The following is a 22981-nucleotide window of genomic DNA, read 5'->3' as shown; positions in this document are numbered from 1 at the left end:
ACCGGCCGCCCGCCCGGTGGAGTAGACAGGACCCATGCGTATCCAGGTGAAGCGGACCGGAGGATTCGCGGGCATCGACCGGCACGCCGAGGTGGACACCTCGGGGCTGGCCGATGCCCCGGAATGGCACGCCCTGGCCGAACAGGCCCTGGCCGAGGGCCGGAGCACCCCGCCGATAGGGGTGCCGGACGGCTTCAACTACCAGCTGACGGTGGACGGGCGCACCGTGTACTGCTCGGACCCGCGCCTGACGGAGCCGCAGCGGAAGCTGATCTCGCGGGTACTGAAGGAGGGTTCGTAGCCGGTACGCGGCCAGTTCGTGGGCCGGGCCGTGGCCCGGCCCACAGAACCTGAGCCTTGTTCATCTTTTCCGCGCACGCCCATTGACTTCCGTACTCGGCGGTACGGAAGATCCCGCCCATGGCAGCGAGTGCGGCGACACCGGCGAGAGACCCGTTCCCCCAGTTCCCCCGCGACTTCCTGTGGGGGGTGTCCACATCGGCCCACCAGATCGAGGGCGCCGTCGACGAGCGCGGCGCCTCGGTCTGGGACGCGTTCACGGCCGTGCCGGGGAACGTGAAGGACGGCACGACGGCCGCCGTCGCCTGCGACCACTACCACCGATACCGCGAGGACGTGGCCCTCGTCCGCGACCTCGGCGTGGACGCGTACCGCTTCTCGGTCTCCTGGCCGCGCGTCCTGCCGACCGGGGCGGGCCCGGTGAACGCGGCCGGCCTCGACTTCTACGACCGCCTCGTCGACGAACTCTGCGCGGCCGGCGTACGCCCGGTCCCCACCCTCTTCCACTGGGACACCCCGCTGGTCGTGCACGAGGCGGGCGGCTGGCTCGCGCGCGACACCGCCGAGCGCTTCGCCGACTACGCGGCCGTGGTCGCGGCCCGCATCGGCGACCGCGTCACCAAGTGGATCACCCTCAACGAACCCGCGGAACACACCCTGTTGGGCCACGCCCTCGGCCAGCACGCGCCCGGCGAGCGACTCCTGTTCGACGCGCTGCCGGTCGCCCACCACCAGCTCCTCGCGCACGGCCTCGCCGTACGGGCGCTGCGCGCGGCGGGCGCCACCGACATCGGTATCGCCAACTCGCACGGCCCCACCTGGCCCGCGTCCGCCGCGGACGAGGACACGGCCGCCGCGGACTTCTACGACGTACTCCTCAACCGCCTCTTCGCCGATCCGCTGCTGCTCGGGCAGTACCCGGAGGGGATGGGCGAGTTGCTGCCCTCGCCGGACCTCTCGGCGGACCTGAAGGTGATCTCCGAGCCGCTCGACTGGTACGGGATCAACTTCTACCAGCCGACGAAGGTGGGCGCCCCGCTCCCGGAAGGCACGGCCGCGGAGTTCTCCGGCGTCACGCTCCCGCCCGAACTGCCCTTCTCGCCGCGGGAGATCGAGGGGTACCCGGTCACGGACTTCGGCTGGCCGGTCGTCCCCGACGCCTTCACCGAGCTCCTCACCGCCTTCCGCGACCGCTACGGCGACGCCCTGCCGCCCCTCGTCGTCACCGAGAACGGCTGCTCGTACGAGGGCCTGGACGACCAGGAGCGGATCACGTATCTGGACGGACATCTGCGGGCCCTGCACCGGGCGTTGGAGGCGGGCGTGGACGTACGCGGCTACTTCGTCTGGTCCCTCGTCGACAACTTCGAGTGGGCGGAGGGCTACCGGCAGCGCTTCGGCCTGGTCCACGTCGACCACACCACCCAGGCACGCACCCCGAAGGCGTCGTACCACTGGCTGCGCGAGGTCCTGCGGGCGCGGCGACCATGAAGGACACCGCGCTGCGGGAGCCGACCGAGCGGGTGGGCCGCGGCTGGACGAGCTCCCTGTCGGTCGCCAACGGCGCGATCTGGGTGGGCTGGTACGGCCCGCTGCAGATCCTGCTCGCCGTGCAGGCGGAGGACCTGGCGCCCGCGGGCACGTCGAAGGAGACGGTCCTCGCCTGGGTCACGGGCGTCGGCGCGGTGGTGTCCCTCGCCTCGAACCCGCTCTTCGGCGCGCTCTCGGACCGCACGACGTCCCGCTGGGGCCGGCGCACGCCGTGGATCGTGGCGGGCACGGCGGGCGGGGCGGCCTCGCTCCTGCTGCTCTCCGCGGCGGGCTCGGTGTGGTGGATGGCGGCGGGCTGGTGCCTGGTCCAGCTCACCCTGAACGCCGCCTTCGCCGCGATCACGGCGGCGGTGCCGGACCGCGTGCCGCGGCACCAACGGGGCTCCGTGGGCGGCTGGTTGGGCGCGGCGCAGCTGCTCGGCGTGGTCGTCGGCACGGGGCTCGCGACGGTGGCGGGCGGGACGGTCGCGGGGTACGCGGCGTGCGCGGTGTTCACGGTGGCGGGCGTGCTGCCGTACGTAGTGCGCCACAGGGACCTCCGCCTGCCCGCCACCGACCGCCCGCCCCTGCAGTGGCGGAGCTTCCTGTCCGGCTTCTGGCTGAGCCCGCGCCGCTACCCGGACCTGGGCTGGGCGTGGCTGACCCGCTTCTTGATCAACGTGAGCAACTCGATCGTGCTGCTGTACCTGCTGTACTTCCTCCGCGACCGCCTGGAACACGGGGACCCGGACGAGGGAGTCCTGGTCCTGACGGCGGTGAACGGCGCGACGATGCTGGCCACGGTCGTGGTGGGCGGCGCCTGGTCGGACCGGGTGGGCCGCCGCAAGCCGTTCGTGATCTGGTCGGGCACGCTGATGGCGGCGGCGACAAGCCTCCTGGCCGTCTGGCAGACCTGGCCGGGCGCGATCGTGGCGGCGGCGGTCCTGGGCATCGGCTTCGGCGTCTTCACCTCGGTGGACTTCGCCCTGATGACGGACGTCCTGCCCCAGGCCATGGACCGCGGCAAGGACCTCGGCATCATCAACATCGCCAACTCCCTCCCCCAGGTGGCGGCCCCGGCGATGGCGGCCCCGATAGTGACGCACCTGGGCGGCTACCGGGCGCTGTACCTGACGGCGGCGGTGATCGGGGTGGCGGGGGCGGTGCTGGTGACGCGGATCAGAGGGGTCGACTGAAGCGCCCCTGCAAGGGGCGCGGGGAACTGCGCGACAAGCCACGAAGCACCCGCAGCCGAAAGACCGCTCAGAACCCCAGCTTACGAAGCTGCCGAGGATCCCGCTGCCAGTCCTTCGCCACCTTCACATGCAGGTCCAGGAAGACCGGCGTACCCAGCAGCGCCTCGATCTGCTTGCGGGACTTGATGCCCACGTCCTTCAGGCGCTTGCCCTTCGGGCCGATGATGATGCCCTTCTGGCTCGGCCGCTCGATGTACACGAACGCGTGGATGTCCAGGAGCGGCTTGTCCGCCGGGCGGTCCTCGCGCGGGATCATCTCCTCGACGACCACGGCGATGGAGTGCGGCAGCTCGTCCCGCACGCCCTCCAGCGCGGCCTCGCGGATCAGCTCGGCGACCATGACCTGCTCGGGCTCGTCCGTGAGGTCGCCCTCGGGGTAGAGCGCGGGGCCCTCGGGCAGGAGGGGGACGATCAGGTCGGCGAGGAGGCCGACCTGCTTGTCGCCGACCGCCGAGACCGGGATGATCTCGGCCCACTGGAAGCCGAGCTCCTTGCCGAGCTGGTCGATGGCGATGAGCTGCTCGGCCAGGGCCTTGCTGTCGACGAGGTCCGTCTTCGTGACGACCGCGATCTTCGGCGTCTTCTTGATGGACGCGAGCTCCTTGGCGATGAACCGGTCGCCGGGCCCGATCTTCTCGTTCGCGGGCAGGCAGAAGCCGATGACGTCGACCTCGGCCCACGTCGTCCGCACGACGTCGTTCAGGCGCTCGCCGAGCAGCGTGCGCGGCTTGTGCAGCCCCGGGGTGTCCACCAGGATCAGCTGCGCGTCCGGACGGTGCACGATGCCCCGCACCGTGTGCCGCGTGGTCTGCGGCTGGTCCGCGGTGATCGCCACCTTCTTGCCGACCAGAGCGTTCGTGAGGGTGGACTTGCCCGCGTTGGGGCGACCGACGAAGCAGGCGAAGCCGGCACGGTGCACGGACTCGGACGGCTCGGCTGATGACGGGGTACGAACGCTCATGGCGCCCATTGTCCCTGATCCCGCGAGCCCCGCCGCACCGGCACGGCCCCCGGCCCCGCCCCGCACGGCCTCCGCGCCCACCCGGTGAACCCCCGTGCGGCCCCGTGAGGCCCCGTGAGGCCCCGCAGACAGAAGGGGAGCCCCGTCGCGTGAAGCCGAACTCGGCATCCGCGGTGTGACCTCAGCCCGCCTCCACCCGCACCCGGACCTCCCCGTCGGCCCCCGCGAGGAACACCGGCGTCCCGGCCCCGCCGAGGTCCCGTACAGCCGCCAGATCCTCCGCCGTGAGCCCGGAGGCCCCGGAAACGACCGCCGCCGCCTCCAACGACTCCGCCCCCGAGGCCACCGCCATCGCGACCGCCGTCCTCAGCGCCGACAACCGCAGCGAATCCAGCGCGACGGTCCCCGCCACATACGTACGCCCCGTCTCGTCCCGCACGGCCGCCCCCTCGGGCACCCCGTTGCGGGCCCGAGCGGAACGGGCCAGGGTAACGATCTTGCGGTCCTCGGGATCCAGCGCGGCGCTCTCAGTCATGCCCCGAGCATACGGAGCACGCCCCACTACCCCGCCACCGGATGGATCGACCCCCGCCGCCCCTCCGGCGACGCCAGCCACGCCAGCTTCCCCGCCGTGTCCACCTCCGCGTCCGGCAACGGCGTGTGCAGCACGATCGTGAGATCGGGCCTGGCCGGCACCTTCAGCTGGGTGGACTGGAGGAACAGCGTCCCCACCACCGGATGCTCGATCTCCTTGGTGACCTGCCCGCCGGGCAGGACGTCCCGCCGCTCCCACAGCTCCACGAACTCCGCGCTCACCGCCTTCGCCTCGGCGATCACCGCCGCGAACCCGTCGTCCTCGGGCAGCTCCGAGCACGCGGCGCGGTACATCGCCACGACCTGCGGAGCGTTCCGCTCCCAACTGCTCGCGCGCGCACGGTAGATGGAGTCGGTGAAGAAGGTGAGCAGACAGTTGTCGGAGGTCTCCGAGCGCATGCCGAGCACGGACGCCGACGCGTCGTTGTACATCACGCAGTTCCAGTACGCGTCCATGATGTGCGCCGGGTACGGCAGCCACGTGTCGATGAGCCGCCGCAGCCCGTCGCACATGTCCTGGTCGTCCCTGGCGACCTCGGGCCGCGGCGGATTGAGCCCGGCGAGGACATAGAGGTGGCGCCGCTCGGCGCCGCTGAGCCGAAGGACGCGCGCCACCGAGTCCAGGACCTGCGGCGACACGGAGATGTCGCGGCCCTGCTCGAGCCACTGGTACCAGGAAGCCCCGACCCCGGCGAGGACCGCGACCTCCTCGCGGCGCAGCCCCGGCGTGCGCCGCCGCCCGCCGCCGTCCGGCAGCCCGGCCTCGGCGGGGCTGACCCGGGCGCGCCGGCTCATCAGGAACTCCCGCAGCTCACCGAGACGATGGGCCTTCGCGGCGTCCGGGACCGACGCTGTTGCCATGTGCTGCTCCCCCACGCCCTGACTGGTGTTACGGCCACCAGCATAAGTTCCCGCTCCCCACGGGTATTCCGGCCGATCCAGGCTCTTGACCATGGCGATCGACACCTCCACCGCCCCGTCCGCCCAGGCCGCCCCACCGGCGCCGCGACCGCACACCCCCGAGCCCGCCCCCGGGCTCTCCTCCCGCGACAGGCTCATCCTGTTCGTCCTCTGCGCCGCGCAGTTCATGGTCGCGCTGGACTTCTCCGTCCTGAACGTGGCCCTGCCCGTGCTCGGCGCCGACCTCGGCATGAGCCCGTCCGCCCTGCAGTGGGCGGTGACCGCCTTCGCGCTGCCCTCGGGCGGCTTCCTCCTCCTCTTCGGCAGGATGGGCGACCTGTTCGGACGGCGCAGGCTGTTCCTCGCCGGACTGGCGCTCTTCGGCCTGGCCTCGCTGCTCGCCACGTTCGCCTGGGACCCGGCGTCGTTCCTGACCGGGCGCGCGCTGCAGGGCGTGGGCGCCGCGGCCATCGTGCCGACCGGCATGTCCCTGCTGACCACGACCTTCCCCGAGGGCCCGCAGCGCGAGAGGGCGCTCGGCATCTCCGGCACGCTGCTCTCGCTCGGCTTCACGGTCGGCATGGTGCTCGGCGGCGTACTGACGGACACCCTCGGCTGGCGCTCCACCATGGGCCTGCTGACCCTGTTCGCGCTGATCGTGCTGCCCCTGGCGCCGGGCCTGCTGCCCGAGTCCCGCACCCCCGACCGCCCGCGCCTGGACATCCCGGGGGCCGTGACCGTCACCGGCGGTCTGCTCGCCCTGATCTACGCCCTGTCGACGGCCGCCGAGCGCGGCTTCGGCGGCACCGACGTCATCGTCACGCTGGTGGCGGGCGTCCTGCTCCTCGCGGCCTTCGGATACGTCGAGTCGCGCGCCGCCTCGCCGCTCGTCTCCCTGCCCATGCTGCGCCGCCGCACGGTGGCCTGGGGCAACCTGGGCGGCCTGGTCACCTTCTCGATGATGTCGACGGTCGTCTTCGTGCTGACCCTCTACCTCCAGGAGGTCCTGCGCCTGTCGGCCTTCGAGACGGGCCTGGTCTTCGGCGTGCAGGGCGTTCTCTCGGTGGTCGCGGGGATCTACGCGCCGAAGCTCATCGGCCGTCTCGGCGCGCGCCGCACGCTGGTCGTGTCGTTGCTCGGTCAGGGCCTGCTCGTCGCGGCGCTGCTCGGCATCGGCGAGGGCGGCTGGTCGGTGTATCTGGCGACGGCCGCGGTGTCGGTGGCGAGCATGTTCCACCTGGGTGCGATCGTCTCGTACGGCGTGACGGTCACCTCGGGCGTCCCCGACGAGGAGCAGGGCCTGGCGACGGGCCTGGTCACCTCGACCCAGCAGGTGGGCATCACGGTCGGCATCCCGCTGCTCGGGGTCCTCGCGACGACCACGACGGACCTCCTCGCGGGCACGCGGACGGTCCTCCTGATCGACGCTGCGGTGGTCCTTGCGGCGGCGGGCCTGGTCTCGCTCGGCCTGCGCCGCACCGCCCGCGGCGCCTGAGCGCCCCCTCACACGGTGACGGCCCGGCCTCCCTGGGAGGCGGGCCGTCACCGTGCGTCACGGACGGCGCGCCCCGGCGGGCGGCGTCGGCCGGTCCGCCAGGACGAGGAAGGCCGACCAGGCCTCCGGTCCGAAGGCGAGCACGGCGTCCCGGGGGCGCGCGGAATCACGCACGCGAACCTTCTCACCGGTCCAGGCGATCTCGACGCACTGGCTGTCGCCACCATCGCTCGCGCTGCTCTTGCGCCACGCCCATGAGCTGCCCACGCTTCTCCTCCACCCCGGGTGCGGAAGACCAGCCGTCGCTGCTCACGGCGGAAGGACGGAGGCCGAGATTCCAGCTCTGCCGGCTCCCCCGTGCGGCTGGTGCAGGGACACGCAGCACCTCTTCCAGAATAACGGGGCGTCATACGAATATGAACGACCCGTTTCCCGCCAAGATCCCACGGCCCAGGGCGAGTTACTCCTGCGCGACGGCTGCCTCCACGGGGGCCGCGTCCCCGAGCAGCGTCTCCAGATCGTCCCTGCCGTCCTCCATTCTCTGGGCCAACGCCCGCAGCAGTGGCCCAATGTCTTCCTTGATGGCGAGATCCTCCAGCTCCCAGAACCGCTCCAGGTAACGGCCGGTCTCGTCCGGGGCGTTGGTGGTGTACGAGTCGCCGCGCGGGTTCTCCAGATAGAGGGAGTCCGGCATCTCGTCCGCCTCGAACTCGAAGTGACTGAAGGGCCCCTGGATGCCCGCGTGGGCGCCGATACTGAAGGGCAGGATCTGGATGGTGATGCCCGGCTTGGCCGCCAGCTCGGCGAGCCGTTCCAGCTGGGCGCGCATCACACCACGTCCGCCGACGTGGCGGCGCACGACCGCCTCGTCGAGGATGTAGAAGAGCTCCCGCCCGCCCGAAGTGAGCAACTCCTGCCGCGCCAGGCGGACTTCGACGCCGCGCTCCAGACGCTCCTCGGGGATGTGCTTGTTGTAGGAGAGCATGATCGCGCGCGCGTACTCCTCGGTCTGCAGCGGACCGGGCATCAGCAGCGAGCCGTAGTGCCGAATGATCGAGGCCGACGACTCCAGGGCGAGGAATTCCAGGAACTCCTTGCCGTACAGGTCCCGGTACTCGCTGTAGGGCATTCTCCGGCTGCCGCGCGCCAGATCGAGCAGCTCGTCGATCTTGCGCCGGTCCCTGATGCCGTACGCGTCGAGGAGAGGCCGCAGATCATTGACCGAGATACCCACCTCACCGGCCTCGATGCGGATCAGCTTGGAGGGGCTCCACTCCATCTTGGACGCGACCTGGCGCTGCGTGAGGCGGGCAGCGGTCCGCGCCTTGCGGAGCTCGGTGCGCAGCCGCAGCCGCTGGAGTGCCGCATTTGGCACGCTCATGATGGCTCCACCCCCAAGCGGACCGTGCGAGGTGCAACATAGCAGACTAGCAGCTTACTCATCGAGACCTTCCGAGGCGACGGTTCACGTCACTGCCAGGAGAACCCATGCCGCCCGGAGCGGCAACAGGAGAGTCCGGCAGTTGCCGGATAGCTATATCGCATTTGGCGAGCTGCGCATCGGAGGCTCCGAAGATGACACTTACTTCGGCCACCTGTCCGACAGGAGTCTACCCAGCTGCGCACGTGCAGGCTACGCTGGTCTGAAGCAGCGGCACGCCCAACTGACAATTCCAGCAAGGAGGTTGACCACCCGGACCGACACGGCACGGCTCACTCCATCGAGTGCCGCGCGGTCTTCGGTTCCCTCTTCCTGGCGCCGCCCATCCGTGGATCGCCGCGGTATCCACGACATGCGTGGGACCAGGAGGGAGAACAGCCCGATGGCCGAGAAGCCTGACGGGCGCCGCACCACCCGCAAGTGGACGGAATGGGCCGCGTTGTCGGCTCCGTGGATCAGCCTCGCACTGCTGGTCCAGGAGATCATCGACAAGTGGGTCATGCCCCACATGTAAGACGGAACTGGCCCCGACCTGGGGGCCGGGGCCAGATGCGGCGGACGCCATCGCACAGACGTTTCCACTCCGAGTTCCCTTGGCCGGCAGCCCGGAGTGGGAGCGTTTCGGATCCGCCTGTCACTCCATTCTGCCGCCCCTCCACCCCGATGGCGAGGGGCTGTTGGGACACTCTGCCGAGCACACCCCGGGTCGCGTACGCCCCTCAAGGGCGATCGAGTCGCAAGCGCTCCGCCCGCGGCAGACCCGCGACCACCAAGTCGTACGAGTCCTCGACGAGCTCCCTGATCTGCCGGTCCGGCAGGGCGCCGTCGACCGTGACCGTGTTCCAGTGGCGCTTGTTCATGTGCCAGCCCGGCACGATCTCGGCGTGCGCGGCCCGCAGCCGGTCCGCGATGTCCGGCTCACACTTGAGGTTGACGGTGAGCGGGCGCCGGTCGAGCGCCGTGAGCGCGAACATCTTTCCCGCCACCTTGAAGACCGAGGTCTCCGGTGTGAACGGGAAGTCCTCCACGGCGTCGTTGAACGACAGGCAGAACGTCCGCAGCTCCTCGGGTGTCATCCGGACTCCCCCTCCTTCTCCGCGTCCCCGCCGGACGCGACCGGCTCCACGAGCACCGTCACGATCTTGTTCCTGCGTCCCGCCGCGGACTCCGCGGTGAGCTTCAGCTCCCGCCCGTCCGGCAGCGCCACGACCGCCGAGGCCCCCGCGATCGGGACGCGGCCCAGCTGCTTGGCGAGCAGACCGCCGACCGTCTCGACGTCCTCGTCGTCGAACTCGTCGAGCCCGAAGAGCTCCCCGAGGTCGCCGATGTCGAGCCGCGCCGTCACGCGGTAGCAGCCGTCCACGAGCTCCTCGACGGGCGGCAGTTCACGGTCGTACTCGTCCGTGATCTCGCCGACGATCTCCTCGAGGATGTCCTCGATGGTGACGATGCCGGCCGTGCCGCCGTACTCGTCGATGACCACGGCCACGTGGTTGCGCTCCTGCTGCATCTCGCGCAGCAGGCCGCCGGCGTTCTTGGTGTCGGGCACGAAGGTCGCCGGGCGCATCGCCGTCGACACGAGCTCGGACTCGCTGTCGCGGTTGATGTGCGTCTTCCTCGCCAGGTCCTTCAGGTACACGACGCCCACGATGTCGTCCTCGCTCTCGCCCGTCACGGGGATGCGCGAGAAGCCGGAGCGCAGCGCGAGGGTGAGCGCCTGGCGGATCGTCTTGTACCGCTCGATGGAGATCAAGTCCGTGCGCGGCACCATGACTTCGCGCACGAGCGTGTCGCCGAGCTCGAAGACGGAGTGCACCATGCGGCGCTCGTCGTCCTCGATCAGGGACTCCTTCTCGGCGAGGTCGACCATCGCCCGCAGCTCGGCCTCGGAGGCGAACGGGCCGCGCCGGAAGCCCTTGCCGGGCGTCAGCGCGTTGCCGATGAGGATCAGGAGCGGCGGGATCGGGCCCATCACGCGGGCCAGCGGCAGCAGGACGTACGCCGCGGCGGTCGCCGTGTTCAGCGGGTGCTGACGGCCGATGGTGCGCGGGGAGACCCCGACGGCGACATAGCTGACGAGGACCATCACGCCGATGGCGACGGCGAGGGCCTGCCAGGTCTCGTCGAACTCGTTCAGACAGGCGTACGTCACCAGGGCCGCCGCCGCCATCTCGCACGCCACCCGCACGAGCAGCGCCACGTTGAGATAGCGGGTCGGGTCGGCGGCGACCTGTGCGAGCTTCGCGCTGCCGCGCCGCCCGGAGCGGACCGCCTCGTCGGCACGGAAGCTGGAGACCCGGGCGATGCCCGCCTCGGCGCAGGCCGCGAGCCAGGCGACGACGACCAGGGCGACGGCGCCCACGATCAACTGAGGGCTCATGGCGCTACGAGACGGTGGGCGCCGGGGACGGGCCGGTCAGGCCCTTCTCGGCGCGCCAGCCGTCGACGATCGCCGCCTGCAGGCCGAACATCTCGGCCTTCTCGTCGGGCTCCTCGTGGTCGTACCCGAGCAGGTGCAGCACTCCGTGGACGGTCAGGAGCTGGAGCTCCTCGTCCATGGAGTGCTGCGTCGGCGCGTCGGCGCCCTGCTTGGTGGCGACCTCGGGGCAGAGCACGATGTCGCCGAGGAGGCCCTGCGGGGGCTCGTCGTCGTCCTTCATGGGCGGCCGCAGCTCGTCCATGGGGAAGGACATGACGTCCGTGGGCCCCGGCAGGTCCATCCACTGGATGTGGAGCTGCTCCATGGCGTCGGCGTCCACGACGATCACCGAGAGCTCGGAGAGCGGGTGGATGCGCATCCGCGCGAGGGCGTAGCGGGCGATGTCGAGGATCGCCTGCTCGTCGACCTCGGTTCCGGACTCGTTGTTGACGTCGATCGACATGACGCTGCTGGTCTACTTCCCGTTGTTGCCGCTGCCGCGGCTGTCGTGCTGCTCGTACGCGTCGACGATACGGCCGACCAGCTTGTGCCGTACGACATCGTGGGACGTGAGCCGCGAGAAGTGGATGTCCTCCACGCCGTCGAGGATCTGCTGGACCTCGCGCAGACCGCTCTTGGTGCCGCCCGGCAGGTCGACCTGGGTGATGTCACCGGTGATGACGATCTTCGAGTCGAAGCCGAGGCGGGTGAGGAACATCTTCATCTGCTCGGCGCTGGTGTTCTGCGCCTCGTCGAGGATGATGAACGCGTCGTTCAGCGTCCGGCCGCGCATGTACGCGAGCGGGGCGACCTCGATGGTCCCCGCGGCCATGAGACGCGGGATGGAGTCCGGGTCGAGCATGTCGTGCAGGGCGTCGTAGAGCGGCCGCAGGTACGGGTCGATCTTCTCGTACAGCGTGCCGGGCAGGAAGCCGAGGCGCTCACCCGCCTCGACCGCGGGGCGGGTCAGGATGATGCGGTTGACCTGCTTGGACTGCAGCGCCTGCACGGCCTTGGCCATGGCGAGGTACGTCTTGCCCGTACCGGCGGGGCCGATGCCGAAGACGATCGTGTGCTTGTCGATCGCGTCGACGTACCGCTTCTGGTTCAGGGTCTTGGGGCGGATGGTGCGGCCGCGGGACGAGAGGATGTTCTGCGTGAGGACCTCGGCGGGGGTCTCCTCCGCGCCGTTGCCGTTCTCGTCCGCCCTCAGCATGGCGATCGAGCGTTCCACTGCGTCCTCCGTCATCGGCTGACCGGTGCGGAGCACCAGCATCATCTGGTCGAACAAGCGCTGGATCAGGGCGACTTCGTGGGCGCTGCCCACGGCGCTGATCTCATTGCCCCGGACATGGATGTCGGCCGCCGGGAAGGCCTTCTCGATCACCCGCAGCAGGGCGTCGCCGGAGCCGAGCACGGTCACCATCGGGTGGTTGGCCGGGACGGTGAAGTGGGCTCGGGCCTGGTCCTGTGCGTCGGTGTGAGTTGTGGGTGTCTGAGTCATGGGCCGGCTCTGAAGGCCTGCTCATCCTCCTCATGCGGGGCTTGGTGGCCGCTCGACAGCCTTGCCCTTCCAGGGTACGACGGTGCGCTGACAGAGCCGTAGGCCTTTTCTCCCCAGACGCACCGTGCGGCACGTGCCGGGCCGTGCCCCCGCTGTGCCCACAGCAGGGGGCGACGCCCCCACTAGGCCGAGCGGAACCCGATGGTCGGGACGGCACGACGCAGCGGCCACGGCCGGGCCGCCGCCGGAAGCAGCTCCTCCAGGAAGGCGTAGCGCCGCAGCGCCACCGGATCCTGGTCGTCGAACTCCCGCACCCGGCGCCACCAGGCCCCCACCTCCGCCCACCCGGGCGCGGACAGGGACCCGCCGAACTCCTGCACCGAGAGCGCCGCCGTGAGCCCCGCGAAGGCGAGCCGGTCCGCCAGCGGCCAGCCCGCCAGCGTCCCGGTGACGAACCCCGCGACGAAGACGTCCCCCGCCCCGGTGGGGTCGAGCGCCTCCACCTCGATGGCCGGCACCTCCGCCGTCTCCCCCGTCCGCCCGTCCACCGCGTACGCGCCCTCGGCCCCCAGCGTCACCACGGCCAGCGGCACGTGCCCGGTCAGCGCCCGCGCGGCGGCCCGCGGGCACGACGTCCCCGTGTACCGCATCGCCTCCTGCGCGTTCGGCAGGAACGCCTCGCAGTGCTCCAGGTCGGCGAGCCCCGCCAGATCCCACCGCCCGGTGTCGTCCCACCCCACGTCCGCGAAGATCCGCGTACCGCTCCGCGCGGCCTGCGCGATCCACGGCGCGCGCGTGCCCGGCGTCAGCGACGCGATGGCGGCACGCGCGCGTGGCGGGCACGCGGGGGCGCCGCCGTCCGGCGCGTCGGCGTCCGGCGGCGGCTCGTGCCCGTGGCTGACCATGGTCCGTTCGCCCTCGTACGCCATGGAGACCGTGACCGGAGAGTGCCAGCCGGGCACGGTCCGCGACGTCGTGAGGTCGATGCCCTCGCCCTGTTCGAGGGCGTCCCAGCAGTACTCCCCGTAGTGGTCGTCCCCGAAGGCGGCGGCCAGGGAGGTGTGCAGGCCGAGGCGGGCGAGCGCGGTCGCCATGTTGGCGACGCCGCCGGGGCTCGACCCCATGCCGCGCGCCCAGGACTCGGTCCCGCGCACGGGCGCGGAGTCGAGCCCGGTGAAGATGATGTCGAGGAAGACCGTGCCGGTGAGATAGACGTCGCAGTCCGGATCACCGGCTCTGCGTGCCGTCCTCAGCGGGTCGACGGTGGGCTGTACGGGTACGACCATGCAGGCAACGTAACGGACGAGCCGCACGGAGGCCCGGGGTACCCGCGCGGCGCGACGGAACAGTCACCAGCGCGGCACCGTCGGAGTCACCCACTCCGGATCGGCCACCCGCATCGCCGCCGCGTCGTCCCGCTCCCGCATCGCCCGGAAGTCCGGGTCGAGCCAGCGCGCGTGCAGGGCGGCGAGCCGCTCCCTGTCGAGCTCGACACCGAGCCCGGGGACGTCGGTGACGGCGACCTTGCCGTCCACGAACCGCGGCCGCGAGGTCAGCACGTCCTCGGCCTGCCACGGGTAGTGCGAGTCGCAGGCGTACCGCAGGTCGGGCACGGTCGCGGCGACGTGCGTCATCGCGGCCAGGCTGATGCCCAGGTGGGTGTTGGAGTGCATGGAGATCCCCACCCCGAACGTCCGGCAGAGCGCGGCCAGTTCACGCGTGCGGCGCAGACCGCCCCAGTAGTGGTGGTCGGAGAGCACCACCCGCACGGCCCGCTTCGCGAAGGCCTCCGGTATCTCCTCGAAGGTCGTCACGCACATGTTCGTGGCGAGCGGCACCCGCGTGCCCGCCGCGACCGCCGCCATCGCGGGCGTGCCGAGCGCCGGGTCCTCCAGGTACTCCAGTACGTCGCCGAGCTCGGCGGCTACCTTCAGCGAAGTCTCCACGGACCAGGCGCCGTTGGGGTCGAGCCGCAGCGGCGCGTCCGGGAAGGCCCGCGCGAGGGCGCGGACCGCGGCGATCTCCTCCTCCGGCGCCAGGACGCCGCCCTTGAGCTTGAAGGAGGAGAAGCCGTACCGCTCGGCGAAGAGCCTGGCCTGGGCGACGATCCCGGCCGGGTCGAGCGCGGCGCCCCACCCGTCGTCCGGCTCGCTCGCGACACCCGCCGGGTGCCCGTCCCACTTGTAGAAGAGATACGCGCTGTACTCCACGGCGTCCCGCACCCTGCCGCCGAGGAGCGCGTGCACGGGCAGGCCGAGCGCCTTGCCGAGCGCGTCCAGGCACGCCACCTCGAACCCGGAGACGACGGAGAGCCGCAGCTTGTCGGCGGTCTGCACACCGCGCAGGCCGCCGACGTCCACCGCGTCGTCGACCCGCCCGGCATCCACGGCCACGTCGTCCGCGAGTGTGAACAGCCCGTTCAGATCGGAGACTTCGCGCCCGGCGAGCCGCTCGGCGAGCGGCCGGGCCAGCTCCAGGTACTTCACGTCCCCGTACGTCTCCCCGATCCCCGTCACACCACCCTGCGTGACCACCTCGACGATGAGGCGCGGGGTGTAGGGCTGATGGACGCCCTGCGTGTTGAGAAGCGGCGGATCGGCGACGAGAACGGGCGTGAGACGGACATCTTCGATGACGAGACTGCCGGAACGCTGTCCATACATGGGAACGGAGACTAGGTACGCGAACTTGGCGAGTCAACGGGGCAGTTCCCCGCGCCCCTGTCAAGGGGCGCGGGGAACTGCGCGAAACAGCAACTAGAGCTCGGCTTCGACCAGATCAGCCGCCCGAGCCGTACCACCCTCGGCTCGCACCTCCGCCTTCAACTCGGCAGCCCTGCGGGCGACATCGGGGTCCGACACAAGCCCCAGCAGCGCATCCCGCAGCACGTCCGCCGTGGCGTCCGCGGTGTCGATACGCCGGGCAACCCCCAGCTCCACAAGCCGATCCGCGTTCATCGGCTGCTCCGCCCCCTGCGGCACCGCGATCATCGGCACCCCGCAGAAGAGCCCCTCCGAACTGCTCCCCATCCCCGCATGGGTCACAAAGGCGTCGGCCTGCTCAAGGATCGCCAACTGCGGCGCCCAGGAGCGGACTTCGACGTTCCCCGGAAGACCCCCGCCCAGCTCCGCGGGAGACACGTGCTTGCCGATCTGCAGCACCACGTGCCACCCCGGCAGATCCCCGAACGCGGCCACGCACTGCCGGTAGAACTCCGGCTGCCGCGTGTACGCCGAGCCGAGCGAGACCAGGAGCACCTTCTCGGCGCCCTCGGGCCGCTCCCAACCCCCCTGCTTCGCACGGTCACCGAAGCAGGGCCCGACGAAGTCGATCCGCCCGGCGTCGACGGTGTCGGCGTGCGGCTGCATGGCCCGCGGGATGGTGGCGAGGGCCCGCGGCGGCACGCCGGAGAACTCACCGACGTCCAGCGTGGTGGCCCCGCACCCGGCGAGCCACTCCTTGAAGCGGGCCTCCAGGGCATCGGCGCCCGGCAGTCGGGCGAGCATCGCGCCCACGTCCTCCTGGTAGCTGCCCCAGGCCACATACGTGGGCGACAGCTGCACGAGCGGCCGCCCCTGCGCCTCGGCGAGCGCACGGGCGACGTACGCCCCGATGTCGTACAGGTACAGATCGGCGGGATCGTCGTCGTACGCCGCGCGGAGCTGCGGGAGCACCGCCCTCGCGTCGTCGAGGAAGAGCCCGCTGGCCTCGATGGGGTCCTCGGGCCAGATGTTGTCGCGGTGCGGGAGCGTCGACTCGTACGCGACGAGTTCGGCGCCGGTGGGCTCGATCAGCCCCGCGGCGGCCGGGTCGTTGGCGTACGTGACGCGGTGGCCGCGCGCCACCAGTTCACGGATGATCTCCAGGCTCGGCAGCACGTGGCTGACCATCGGGACGCCGACCATGGCGATGTGGGCACGGCGGCGGGAGGGTCCACGAGATGACATGAGAGTTCCTTCGCGTACAGAAAGCTACGGATGACGACACGACGGCCCGCCGCCACGGCCCCGGAAAGGGGCGGGCGGGGGCCAGGAGGCCGTGTCAGCCGTAGATCTGCGCGATGGTGTCCATGCCGGGACCGTAACCCGGCACCGCGCGGTCAGTCGAACGAATAAGCCTCGACCTCGGCGAGGTACTTCGCCCGCAGCACCTCGTCCGCCACGTCCCGGTCCAGGAAAGCCGCCTCGAAGGAGTTCCGCGCGAGCGTGCGCAGCCGCTCCTGGTCGAGCCCCAGGGCCTCGCGCACCGCGTGGAAGGTGTCGTCGACGTACCCGCCGAAGTAGGCCGGGTCGTCGGAGTTGACCGTGCACATCAGGCCGGCGTCCAGCATCCGCGCCAGCGGGTGCTCCTCCAGGACGTCGATGGCGCGCAGGCGGACGTTCGAGAGCGGGCAGAGCGTGAGCGGAACGCGCTCGCGGACCAGGCGCTCCACGAGCTCGGGGTCCTCCATGCAGCGCAGGCCGTGGTCGACGCGCTCCACGCGCAGCACGTCCAGGGCCTCGGTGATGTACGCGGGCGGGCCCTCCTCGCCGGCGTGGGCGACGAGCCGCAGCCCCAGGGCGGACGCGGCCTCGTACACCTCCTTGAACTTGACCGGCGGGTGGCCGACCTCGGCGGAGTCGAGGCCGATGCCGATGATCCGGTCCAGGTACGGCTCGGCGGCCCTGAGGGTCTCCATCGCGGACTCGGCGGACTCGTCGCGCAGGAAGCACATGATGAGCCGCGTGGAGACGCCGTGCCGCTCCTCGCTGCGGTCCAGGGCGCGCGCGAGGCCCTCGATCACGGTGCCGATGGGGACGCCGCGCGCGGTGTGCGCCTGCGGGTCGAAGAAGATCTCCGCGTGCCGCACGCCCTGTGCGGCGGCCCGGGCGAGGTAGGCGTCCGCGAGCTCCTCGAAGTCGGCCTCGGTGCGCAGCACGGCCATGAGGCCGTAGTAGAGGTTCAGGAACGTCTGGAGGTCGTCGAAGAGGTAGGCCTTGCGGAGCTCTTCGGTGTCGGCGTAGGGAAGTTCGACGCCGTTACGCGCGGCGAGCGCGAAGGCGAGCTCGGGTTCGAGGGTGCCTTCGATGTGCAGGTGGAGTTCGGCCTTGGGGATCGGCATGGTGCGGTCTCGCTCAGTTCTGTGGTGGTGCTCAGGTTCGCTTGGGCAGGGGGATGCGCAACAGGTCGCGGGCGACGGTGAGTTCACCGGTGAACCCGGCGGCGCGGGCCTGCTGTTCGTAGACGTTCGGGTCGGGGTAACGCTGGCTGAAATGCGTCAGTACGAGGTGGCGCACGCCCGCGTCGATCGCCACCCGGGCGGCCTGACCTGCCGTCAGATGACCGTGGTCGGCGGCGAGTTGCTCGTCCTCGTCGAGGAAGGTCGACTCGATGACGAGCATGTCGCAGCCCTCGGCCAGCGCGTGCACGCCGTCGCAGAGCCGGGTGTCCATCACGAAGGCGAACTTCTGGCCGCGCCGCACCTCGCTGACCTGGTCGAGGGTGACGTCGCCGAGGCGGCCCTCCTTCTGGATCCGCCCGATGTCGGGCCCCTTGATGCCGTGCTCGGCGAGCAGCCGCGGCAGCATGCGCCGCCCGTCGGGCTCGGTGACGCGGTAGCCGAAGGACTCGACGGGGTGCGAGAGCCTGACCGCGTCCAGGGTGTACGAAGGGGTGGCGGCCAGCGGTCCGTCGGCGGCGACCGGCGCCTCCGTGAGCGCCACGGTCTCGCGGTAGGCCGTCGCGTACCTCAGGCGGTCGAAGAAGTGCTGCCCGGACGCCGGGTAGTGGGCGGTGACCGGGTGCGGGACCCGGTCGAGGTTGATGCGCTGGATCACCCCGGCAAGGCCCAGGCAGTGGTCGCCGTGGAAGTGCGTCACGCAGATCCGGTGCAGGTCGTGCGCGGCGACCCCGGCGCGCAGCATCTGGCGCTGCGTGCCCTCGCCGGGGTCGAACATGATGCCCTGGCCGTCCCAGAGCAGGACGTAGCCGTTGTGGTTGCGGTGCCGGGTGGGGACTTGGCTGGCCGTGCCGAGCACCACCAGTTCACGTACGGACAAGGGGAGTTGCCCCGCTATCCGGGCGGCCACTGGAGGCCGCGGCCGCCCAGGACGTGCGCGTGCGCGTGGAAGACGGTCTGGCCCGCGCCGGAGCCGGTGTTGAAGACGATGCGGTAGCTGTCGGACTTCTCCTCGGCCGCCACCTCGCCCGCCTCGCGCAGCACGTCGGCGGCGATCTTCGGCTCGGCGGCGGCGAGCGACGCGGCGTCCGGGTGGTGCACCTTGGGGATCACCAGGACGTGGGTCGGCGCCTGCGGGTTGATGTCGCGGAAGGCGAGGGTCGTCTCGGTCTCCCGGACGACGGTCGCCGGGACCTCGCCCGCGACGATCTTGCAGAACAGGCAGTCGCTTTGCGCTTCGCCCGCCATGGGCCGCCTCCTAGCTGAGCACGATGGGATCGCTGGGAACGATCAGTACCTCCGGCATGCTATCGGCCTCCTGTGCCGGGGGCCGGGGCAAGGTCACTCCGTACCGGGCGCGGGCGGCGCGGTCTTCGCCGGGTTCTCCGTGAGGGCGGCGAGCGCGATGCGGACGGCCTCGTCCAACTGCGGGTCGCGGCCCGCGGCGTGGTCCTCGGGCGTGACGACGACCTCGACGTCCGGGTCGACGCCGTGGTTCTCCACGCCCCACTCCTGGCCCTCCATCCAGAACGCGTACTTCGGCTGGGTCACCAGCGTCCCGTCGACCAGGTGGTAGCGGCTGTCGACGCCGATGACGCCGCCCCAGGTGCGCGTGCCCACCACGGGTCCGATGCCGAGCGCCCTGATCGCGGCGTTGACGATGTCGCCGTCGGAGCCGGAGAACTCGTTGGCGACGGCGACGACGGGGCCGCGCGGCGCGTCCACGGGGTAGCTGAAGGGACGCGAGCCGCGCGGCATGTCCCAGCCGATGACGCGGCGCGCCAGCTTCTCCACGACGAGCTGCGAGGTGTGCCCGCCGCGGTTCTCGCGGACGTCCACGACCAGGCCCTCGCGGGCGACCTCGACGCGCAGGTCCCGGTGGATCTGCGCCCAGCCGGGCGCCTGCATGTCGGGCACGTGGAGGTAGCCGAGGCGGCCGCCGGAGCGCTCGTGCACGTAGCGGCGCCGGTCGGCGACCCAGGCGTGGTAGCGCAGGGCCTCCTCGTCGTCGACGGGGACCACCACGGCGTGCCGCGGATCGCCGCCGCCCGAGGGCGAGATCGTCAGCTCCACGGCCTTGCCCGCGGTGCCCACGAGGAGCGGTCCCGGGCCGGTGACGGGGTCGACCGACCTGCCGTTGACCTCGATGACCGCGTCCCCGGGGCGGACCGCGACGCCGGGCGCGGCGAGCGGTGACTGCGCGGCGGGGTCGGAGGTCTCCGAGGGGAGGATCCGGTCGATGCGCCACAGGCCGTCCTCGCCGCGCGAGAGGTCCGCGCCGAGGAGTCCCTGGCGGTGCGCTCCGCCTGTGCCGCCCGAGATGACGTACGCGTGGGAGGTGCCGAGCTCGCCGTGCATCTCCCAGAGCAGGTCGACGAGGTCGTCGTGGGTGGCGATGCGGGCCAGGCAGGGGCGGTAACGGTCCAGGACGGCGTCCCAGTCGACGCCGCCCATGTCGGGCCGCCAGAAGTTGTCCCGCATCAGGCGGCCCGTCTCGTCGTACATCTGGCGCCACTCGGCGGCCGGGTCGACGGTGTGGCGGACCCGCGAGAGGTCGACGGTGATGTTCGAGTCGCTGTCGTCGTCGCCGGACGCGCGCCGGTCGCTGGGCACGACCTTCAGCTTGCCGTCGGTCCACAGCAGGACCCGCTTGCCGTCGCCGGTGACCGCGAAGTGGTCGGCGTCGGAGGACAGTTCCTCGACGCGGCGCTGCGTGAGGTCGTACCGCTCCAGCTCGGTCTTGGGGTCCGGGTCGTCCGGGGTGGCGCGGGAGGCGCCGAGGACGCCGCGCACCGGGTGGCGCAGCCAGAGCAGCCCGTCCTTGGCGGCCCGCAGCGTGGTGTAGCGGGCGGCCTCGACGGGGAACGGCACGATGCGGTCGGCGAGTCCGTCGAAGTCGATGCGGGTGACGGGCGCGCCCTCGCTGTCGGGCGTCTCGGCGCCCGGGCCGTCCTGCGCCTCGAAGGGCCTGCCGTGCCGCTGCGGCCCGAAGGGGGACGGCGTGGTCGCGGCGAGCGTGATCAGGTGGGGCCGCGAGCCGCCGACGAAGGCGAGGTCGAAGACGTGCTCGTCGTAGACCGGGTCGAAGGCGCGCGCGGACAGGAACGCCAGGTGCTTGCCGTCGAGGGTGAAGGCGGGCGCGTAGTCGCGGAAGCGCAGCGGGGTGGCGTCGGACACCGACAGGTCGGCGGTGTTGGCGAGTTTGAGCTGGCGCAGCGGGCGCGGTCCCGCGTGCGACCAGGCGAGCCAGGCGGAGTCGGGCGAGAAGACGAGCCCGGTGGCCTCGCCGTCCTCGCTGCGGTCGACCTCGCGGACCTCGCCGCTCTCCCGCTCGACGAGCAGGACCCGGCCGTCGTGCGAGGCGACGGCGGCGCGGGAGCCGTCCGGCGCCATGGCGAGCGAGAGGACCCGGCCGAGCTGCCCCGCGGCGAGCCTGCGGGGCGTGGCGCCGGGCGCGGGTCCGGTGGCGGGCGCGAACTCCAGGGCCTCGTCGCCCTCGGCGTCCGTGACCCACACGACGTGTTCCTCGCCCTGCACGCGGAAGGTGCGGGGCAGCCTGGCGCGCACGCCGTGCTCGGCGGCGAGGGCGCGGGCGGGGCCCTCGCGGTGCGTGATCCAGTGCACGGAGCCGCGCACGGAGACGGCGCTGCCGCGTCCGGTGTGGTCGGGCGCGGCGGCACCGAACCAGCGGGCGGCGGTGACGGGGTGGGGCTGCAGGTCGGTCCGCTGCCCGCCGAGCCGGACGTCGACGCGGCGCGGCTCGGCCTCCGACAGGTCGTCCAGGAGCCAGAGTTCACCGGCGGACACATAGACGACGCGGGTGCCGTCGGTGGCGGCGTGCCGTGCGTAGAAGCCGTCGACCGGCGTGTGCCTGCGCAGGTCCGAGCCGTCGGGCAGCGAGGAGTACAGCGCGCCGACGCCTTCGTGGTCGGAGAGGAAGGCGATGCGCTCCCCCACCCACAGCGGGTACTCGATGTTCCCGTCGAGGTCTTCGTGTACGCGCACGAAGGACTGCCCCTGTTCCTGCCCCTGTTCCTGCCCCTGCCCCGCTTCCGCGGTGCGGATCCACAGCTTGCCCGCCGTGCCGCCGCGGTACCGCTTCCACCAGGCGGCCTCGCGCCCCATCGGAGCGGAGAGCAGCAGGACTTGGCCCTCGGGGCCGTGGGCGACGTCGCCGACGACGCCGTACGGCAGGGTGGCCGCGGGTCCGCCGTCGAGCGGCACGGCGCGCGCCCAGGTGCGGCGCAGCGAGGGTTGGCCCTCGGCGCTGACCGCGAGGACCTGTCCCTCAGGCGTCCAGCCGCGCACGGCGGTCTTCCAACTCCCCCAGTACGTCAGCCTCTTGGAGGGTCCGCCGTCGACGGGCGCGATGTGCACCTCGGGGGCGCCGTCGCGGGTGGAGGTCCAGGCGACGGTCGTGCCGTCCGGGGAGATCCGGGGGTGGTTCACGGGCATGTTGTCCGCGCTGACCCGCCAGGCGCGGCCCCCGTCGAGGGGCGCGACCCAGACGTCGTCCTCAGCCGTGAAGGTGGTCAACTCGCCGTGGATGTGCGGAAACCGAAGGTACGCAGTCTGTGTCACACCGCCCAGCCTAGGCAGGCTCCGGGCGGGCCGACAGAGGTTTGGATCACTTGCCCGGGGGCCGCCCCGCGCGGCACGCGGATCACTTGCCCGGGACGCAGTTGCAGGTCGGGTCGGGCGCCGGGTCCGGGGTGGCGGTCACCGTGACGGTCGTGGTGGGCGCGGGGTCGGGTGTGTCGTGGGGCGGCGGGGTGGAGGGCTTGTCGTGGGAGGGCGGAGGCGAGGTCTTGTCGCCGCCGTCGTGACCACCGTCGTTCCCGTCGTCGTTCCCGTCGCCGTTGTCGTCACCGGCCTCGCAGTTGCCGAGGACGTCGACGCGGAACCACTGCTTGCCGTCGACCTTGGCGGTGAGGTTGCCGCGCACGCAGGCCCCGTCGACGACGGAGCGCACCGTGCCCTTGATGGTGATGTCCTTGCCGTCGTCGGTCTCGCCCTGGCAGTCGACGTTCACCACGGACTCGGTCTTCGCGGACTCGCTGCGCGGCGTGACCCGGTCGTCGAAGCTGGCGGTGCAGCTGAGCCACGACACGTCGACGCCCTGCCGCTCCAGCTCCTTGGTGCCCATCTCGTCGGTGGTGAGCGCGACCGCCGAGGTGTTCATGTCCCCGTCCACGGGGTCGCACGCGGTGACGCCGAGCGCCGCGGCGCCGGCGAGCCCGACCGCGTACAGAATCGTCGGACGCCGTGTCCTCACCGACCTCACCGTCCTGCGCCGTGTCGTCGTCGCCCGGTCGCGTAACCGCCTCAATGCCCCCATAGGCGGCAGAGTGCCACCGCGCACGCCAATGCGGTAGACCGCTTGCGGCCATCTGTCCACCGACGGCCGGAAGGGCCCCGCACCA

Annotated in this window: 22 protein-coding genes; 5 read left to right on the top strand and 17 right to left on the bottom strand. The window is 71.7% G+C overall.

Features of this window, described 5'->3' with window-relative positions:
- Positions 1-34 precede the first annotated feature (34 nt).
- The 3 genes from ACZ4D5_RS02570 (at position 35) to ACZ4D5_RS02560 (ending at position 3026) form a co-directional block, all read left to right on the top strand.
- Positions 35-301: a protealysin inhibitor emfourin gene (locus tag ACZ4D5_RS02570; protein WP_467770467.1), complete on the top strand. Its 267-nt coding sequence runs from the start codon at positions 35-37 to the stop codon at positions 299-301.
- A 119-nt stretch (positions 302-420) separates the two neighbouring features.
- Positions 421-1791: a GH1 family beta-glucosidase gene (locus ACZ4D5_RS02565; RefSeq protein WP_467770466.1), complete on the top strand. Its 1371-nt coding sequence runs from the start codon at positions 421-423 to the stop codon at positions 1789-1791.
- Positions 1788-3026, top strand: a complete 1239-nt coding sequence (locus ACZ4D5_RS02560; RefSeq protein ID WP_467770465.1) for an MFS transporter — start codon at positions 1788-1790, stop codon at positions 3024-3026. The genes ACZ4D5_RS02565 and ACZ4D5_RS02560 overlap by 4 nt, the downstream gene beginning before the upstream one ends.
- A gap of 67 nt (positions 3027-3093) precedes the next feature.
- Here ACZ4D5_RS02560 and era read toward each other — a convergent pair whose 3' ends face one another.
- The 3 genes from era to ACZ4D5_RS02545 all read right to left on the bottom strand — a co-directional run bounded on the left by era (position 3094) and on the right by ACZ4D5_RS02545 (position 5502).
- Positions 3094-4056, bottom strand: coding sequence for a GTPase Era (era, locus tag ACZ4D5_RS02555; protein ID WP_467770464.1), 963 nt, complete (start codon positions 4054-4056; stop codon positions 3094-3096).
- A 172-nt stretch (positions 4057-4228) separates the two neighbouring features.
- Positions 4229-4582, bottom strand: a complete 354-nt coding sequence (locus ACZ4D5_RS02550) for a cytidine deaminase (protein WP_467770463.1) — start codon at positions 4580-4582, stop codon at positions 4229-4231.
- 26 nt (positions 4583-4608) lie between these two features.
- A complete protein-coding gene (locus ACZ4D5_RS02545; protein WP_467770462.1) occupies positions 4609-5502 on the bottom strand; it encodes a helix-turn-helix transcriptional regulator in 894 nt (297 codons plus the stop codon).
- A gap of 91 nt (positions 5503-5593) precedes the next feature.
- Here ACZ4D5_RS02545 and ACZ4D5_RS02540 point away from each other — a divergent pair, with 91 nt between their 5' ends.
- A complete protein-coding gene (locus ACZ4D5_RS02540) occupies positions 5594-7036 on the top strand; it encodes an MFS transporter (RefSeq protein ID WP_467770461.1) in 1443 nt (480 codons plus the stop codon).
- A 57-nt stretch (positions 7037-7093) separates the two neighbouring features.
- Here the strand turns inward: ACZ4D5_RS02540 and ACZ4D5_RS02535 are convergent, their stop codons facing one another.
- Complete coding sequence (locus ACZ4D5_RS02535; RefSeq protein WP_467770460.1) at positions 7094-7303, bottom strand: DUF397 domain-containing protein; 210 nt, start codon at positions 7301-7303, stop codon at positions 7094-7096.
- A gap of 193 nt (positions 7304-7496) precedes the next feature.
- Positions 7497-8417, bottom strand: a complete 921-nt coding sequence (locus ACZ4D5_RS02530) for a helix-turn-helix domain-containing protein (protein ID WP_467770459.1) — start codon at positions 8415-8417, stop codon at positions 7497-7499.
- Between the two features lie 442 nt (positions 8418-8859).
- Between ACZ4D5_RS02530 and ACZ4D5_RS02525 the strand changes: the two genes are divergently transcribed.
- Entirely contained in the window at positions 8860-8991 is a 132-nt protein-coding gene (locus tag ACZ4D5_RS02525) for a hypothetical protein (protein ID WP_467770458.1), read from the top strand.
- Between the two features lie 205 nt (positions 8992-9196).
- On the opposite strand, the gene ACZ4D5_RS02520 is transcribed toward ACZ4D5_RS02525, so the two are convergent.
- From ACZ4D5_RS02520 to ACZ4D5_RS02465, 12 genes are all read right to left on the bottom strand, one after another.
- Positions 9197-9553, bottom strand: a complete 357-nt coding sequence (locus tag ACZ4D5_RS02520) for an MmcQ/YjbR family DNA-binding protein (RefSeq protein WP_467770457.1) — start codon at positions 9551-9553, stop codon at positions 9197-9199.
- Entirely contained in the window at positions 9550-10857 is a 1308-nt protein-coding gene (locus tag ACZ4D5_RS02515; RefSeq protein ID WP_467770456.1) for a hemolysin family protein, read from the bottom strand. The genes ACZ4D5_RS02520 and ACZ4D5_RS02515 overlap by 4 nt, the downstream gene beginning before the upstream one ends.
- A 4-nt stretch (positions 10858-10861) precedes the next feature.
- The gene (gene ybeY, locus ACZ4D5_RS02510) at positions 10862-11359 is read right to left on the bottom strand and encodes an rRNA maturation RNase YbeY (protein WP_055701710.1); all 498 of its coding nucleotides are present in this window, start codon (positions 11357-11359) and stop codon (positions 10862-10864) included.
- Between the two features lie 12 nt (positions 11360-11371).
- Positions 11372-12400, bottom strand: coding sequence for a PhoH family protein (locus ACZ4D5_RS02505; protein WP_467770455.1), 1029 nt, complete (start codon positions 12398-12400; stop codon positions 11372-11374).
- Positions 12401-12582: 182 nt separating this feature from the next.
- The gene (locus tag ACZ4D5_RS02500; RefSeq protein ID WP_467770454.1) at positions 12583-13686 is read right to left on the bottom strand and encodes a carbohydrate kinase family protein; all 1104 of its coding nucleotides are present in this window, start codon (positions 13684-13686) and stop codon (positions 12583-12585) included.
- Between the two features lie 63 nt (positions 13687-13749).
- Complete coding sequence (locus ACZ4D5_RS02495) at positions 13750-15063, bottom strand: glucarate dehydratase family protein (protein ID WP_467770453.1); 1314 nt, start codon at positions 15061-15063, stop codon at positions 13750-13752.
- 93 nt (positions 15064-15156) lie between these two features.
- On the bottom strand, positions 15157-16347 hold the full coding sequence (locus ACZ4D5_RS02490; protein WP_467770452.1) for a macrolide family glycosyltransferase: 1191 nt from the start codon (positions 16345-16347) through the stop codon (positions 15157-15159).
- A 152-nt stretch (positions 16348-16499) separates the two neighbouring features.
- Positions 16500-17501, bottom strand: a complete 1002-nt coding sequence (locus ACZ4D5_RS02485; RefSeq protein WP_467770451.1) for an adenosine deaminase — start codon at positions 17499-17501, stop codon at positions 16500-16502.
- Positions 17502-17532: 31 nt separating this feature from the next.
- On the bottom strand, positions 17533-18438 hold the full coding sequence (locus tag ACZ4D5_RS02480; protein WP_467770450.1) for a ribonuclease Z: 906 nt from the start codon (positions 18436-18438) through the stop codon (positions 17533-17535).
- Positions 18439-18452: 14 nt separating this feature from the next.
- Complete coding sequence (locus ACZ4D5_RS02475) at positions 18453-18806, bottom strand: histidine triad nucleotide-binding protein (RefSeq protein WP_467770449.1); 354 nt, start codon at positions 18804-18806, stop codon at positions 18453-18455.
- Positions 18807-18899: 93 nt separating this feature from the next.
- On the bottom strand, positions 18900-22139 hold the full coding sequence (locus tag ACZ4D5_RS02470; protein WP_467770448.1) for a S41 family peptidase: 3240 nt from the start codon (positions 22137-22139) through the stop codon (positions 18900-18902).
- An 82-nt stretch (positions 22140-22221) separates the two neighbouring features.
- Positions 22222-22833 (bottom strand): hypothetical protein, encoded by a 612-nt coding sequence (locus tag ACZ4D5_RS02465; protein ID WP_467770447.1) that lies wholly within the window; start codon positions 22831-22833, stop codon positions 22222-22224.
- Positions 22834-22981 lie beyond the last annotated feature (148 nt).

The sequence above is a fragment of the Streptomyces sp. NPDC025651 genome (assembly GCF_055558735.1).
Note: the sequence above shows the minus strand (reverse complement) of the source record. Positions and strands in the feature narration are given on the sequence as shown.

Bases quoted from the DNA above. Each gene is read 5' to 3' on its own strand.
- ACZ4D5_RS02570 (WP_467770467.1), top strand. From the start codon at position 35: ATGCGTATCCAGGTGAAGCGGACCGGAGGATTCGCGGGCATCGACCGG.
- ACZ4D5_RS02550 (WP_467770463.1), bottom strand. From the start codon at position 4,582: ATGACTGAGAGCGCCGCGCTGGATCCCGAGGACCGCAAGATCGTTACC.
- ACZ4D5_RS02505 (WP_467770455.1), bottom strand. From the start codon at position 12,400: ATGACTCAGACACCCACAACTCACACCGACGCACAGGACCAGGCCCGA.
- ACZ4D5_RS02520 (WP_467770457.1), bottom strand. From the start codon at position 9,553: ATGACACCCGAGGAGCTGCGGACGTTCTGCCTGTCGTTCAACGACGCC.
- ACZ4D5_RS02485 (WP_467770451.1), bottom strand. From the start codon at position 17,501: ATGCCGATCCCCAAGGCCGAACTCCACCTGCACATCGAAGGCACCCTC.
- ACZ4D5_RS02530 (WP_467770459.1), bottom strand. From the start codon at position 8,417: ATGAGCGTGCCAAATGCGGCACTCCAGCGGCTGCGGCTGCGCACCGAG.
- ybeY (WP_055701710.1), bottom strand. From the start codon at position 11,359: ATGTCGATCGACGTCAACAACGAGTCCGGAACCGAGGTCGACGAGCAG.
- ACZ4D5_RS02515 (WP_467770456.1), bottom strand. From the start codon at position 10,857: ATGAGCCCTCAGTTGATCGTGGGCGCCGTCGCCCTGGTCGTCGTCGCC.
- ACZ4D5_RS02500 (WP_467770454.1), bottom strand. From the start codon at position 13,686: ATGGTCGTACCCGTACAGCCCACCGTCGACCCGCTGAGGACGGCACGC.
- ACZ4D5_RS02565 (WP_467770466.1), top strand. From the start codon at position 421: ATGGCAGCGAGTGCGGCGACACCGGCGAGAGACCCGTTCCCCCAGTTC.
- ACZ4D5_RS02545 (WP_467770462.1), bottom strand. From the start codon at position 5,502: ATGGCAACAGCGTCGGTCCCGGACGCCGCGAAGGCCCATCGTCTCGGT.
- ACZ4D5_RS02560 (WP_467770465.1), top strand. From the start codon at position 1,788: ATGAAGGACACCGCGCTGCGGGAGCCGACCGAGCGGGTGGGCCGCGGC.
- ACZ4D5_RS02495 (WP_467770453.1), bottom strand. From the start codon at position 15,063: ATGTATGGACAGCGTTCCGGCAGTCTCGTCATCGAAGATGTCCGTCTC.
- ACZ4D5_RS02490 (WP_467770452.1), bottom strand. From the start codon at position 16,347: ATGTCATCTCGTGGACCCTCCCGCCGCCGTGCCCACATCGCCATGGTC.
- era (WP_467770464.1), bottom strand. From the start codon at position 4,056: ATGGGCGCCATGAGCGTTCGTACCCCGTCATCAGCCGAGCCGTCCGAG.
- ACZ4D5_RS02475 (WP_467770449.1), bottom strand. From the start codon at position 18,806: ATGGCGGGCGAAGCGCAAAGCGACTGCCTGTTCTGCAAGATCGTCGCG.
- ACZ4D5_RS02540 (WP_467770461.1), top strand. From the start codon at position 5,594: ATGGCGATCGACACCTCCACCGCCCCGTCCGCCCAGGCCGCCCCACCG.
- ACZ4D5_RS02525 (WP_467770458.1), top strand. From the start codon at position 8,860: ATGGCCGAGAAGCCTGACGGGCGCCGCACCACCCGCAAGTGGACGGAA.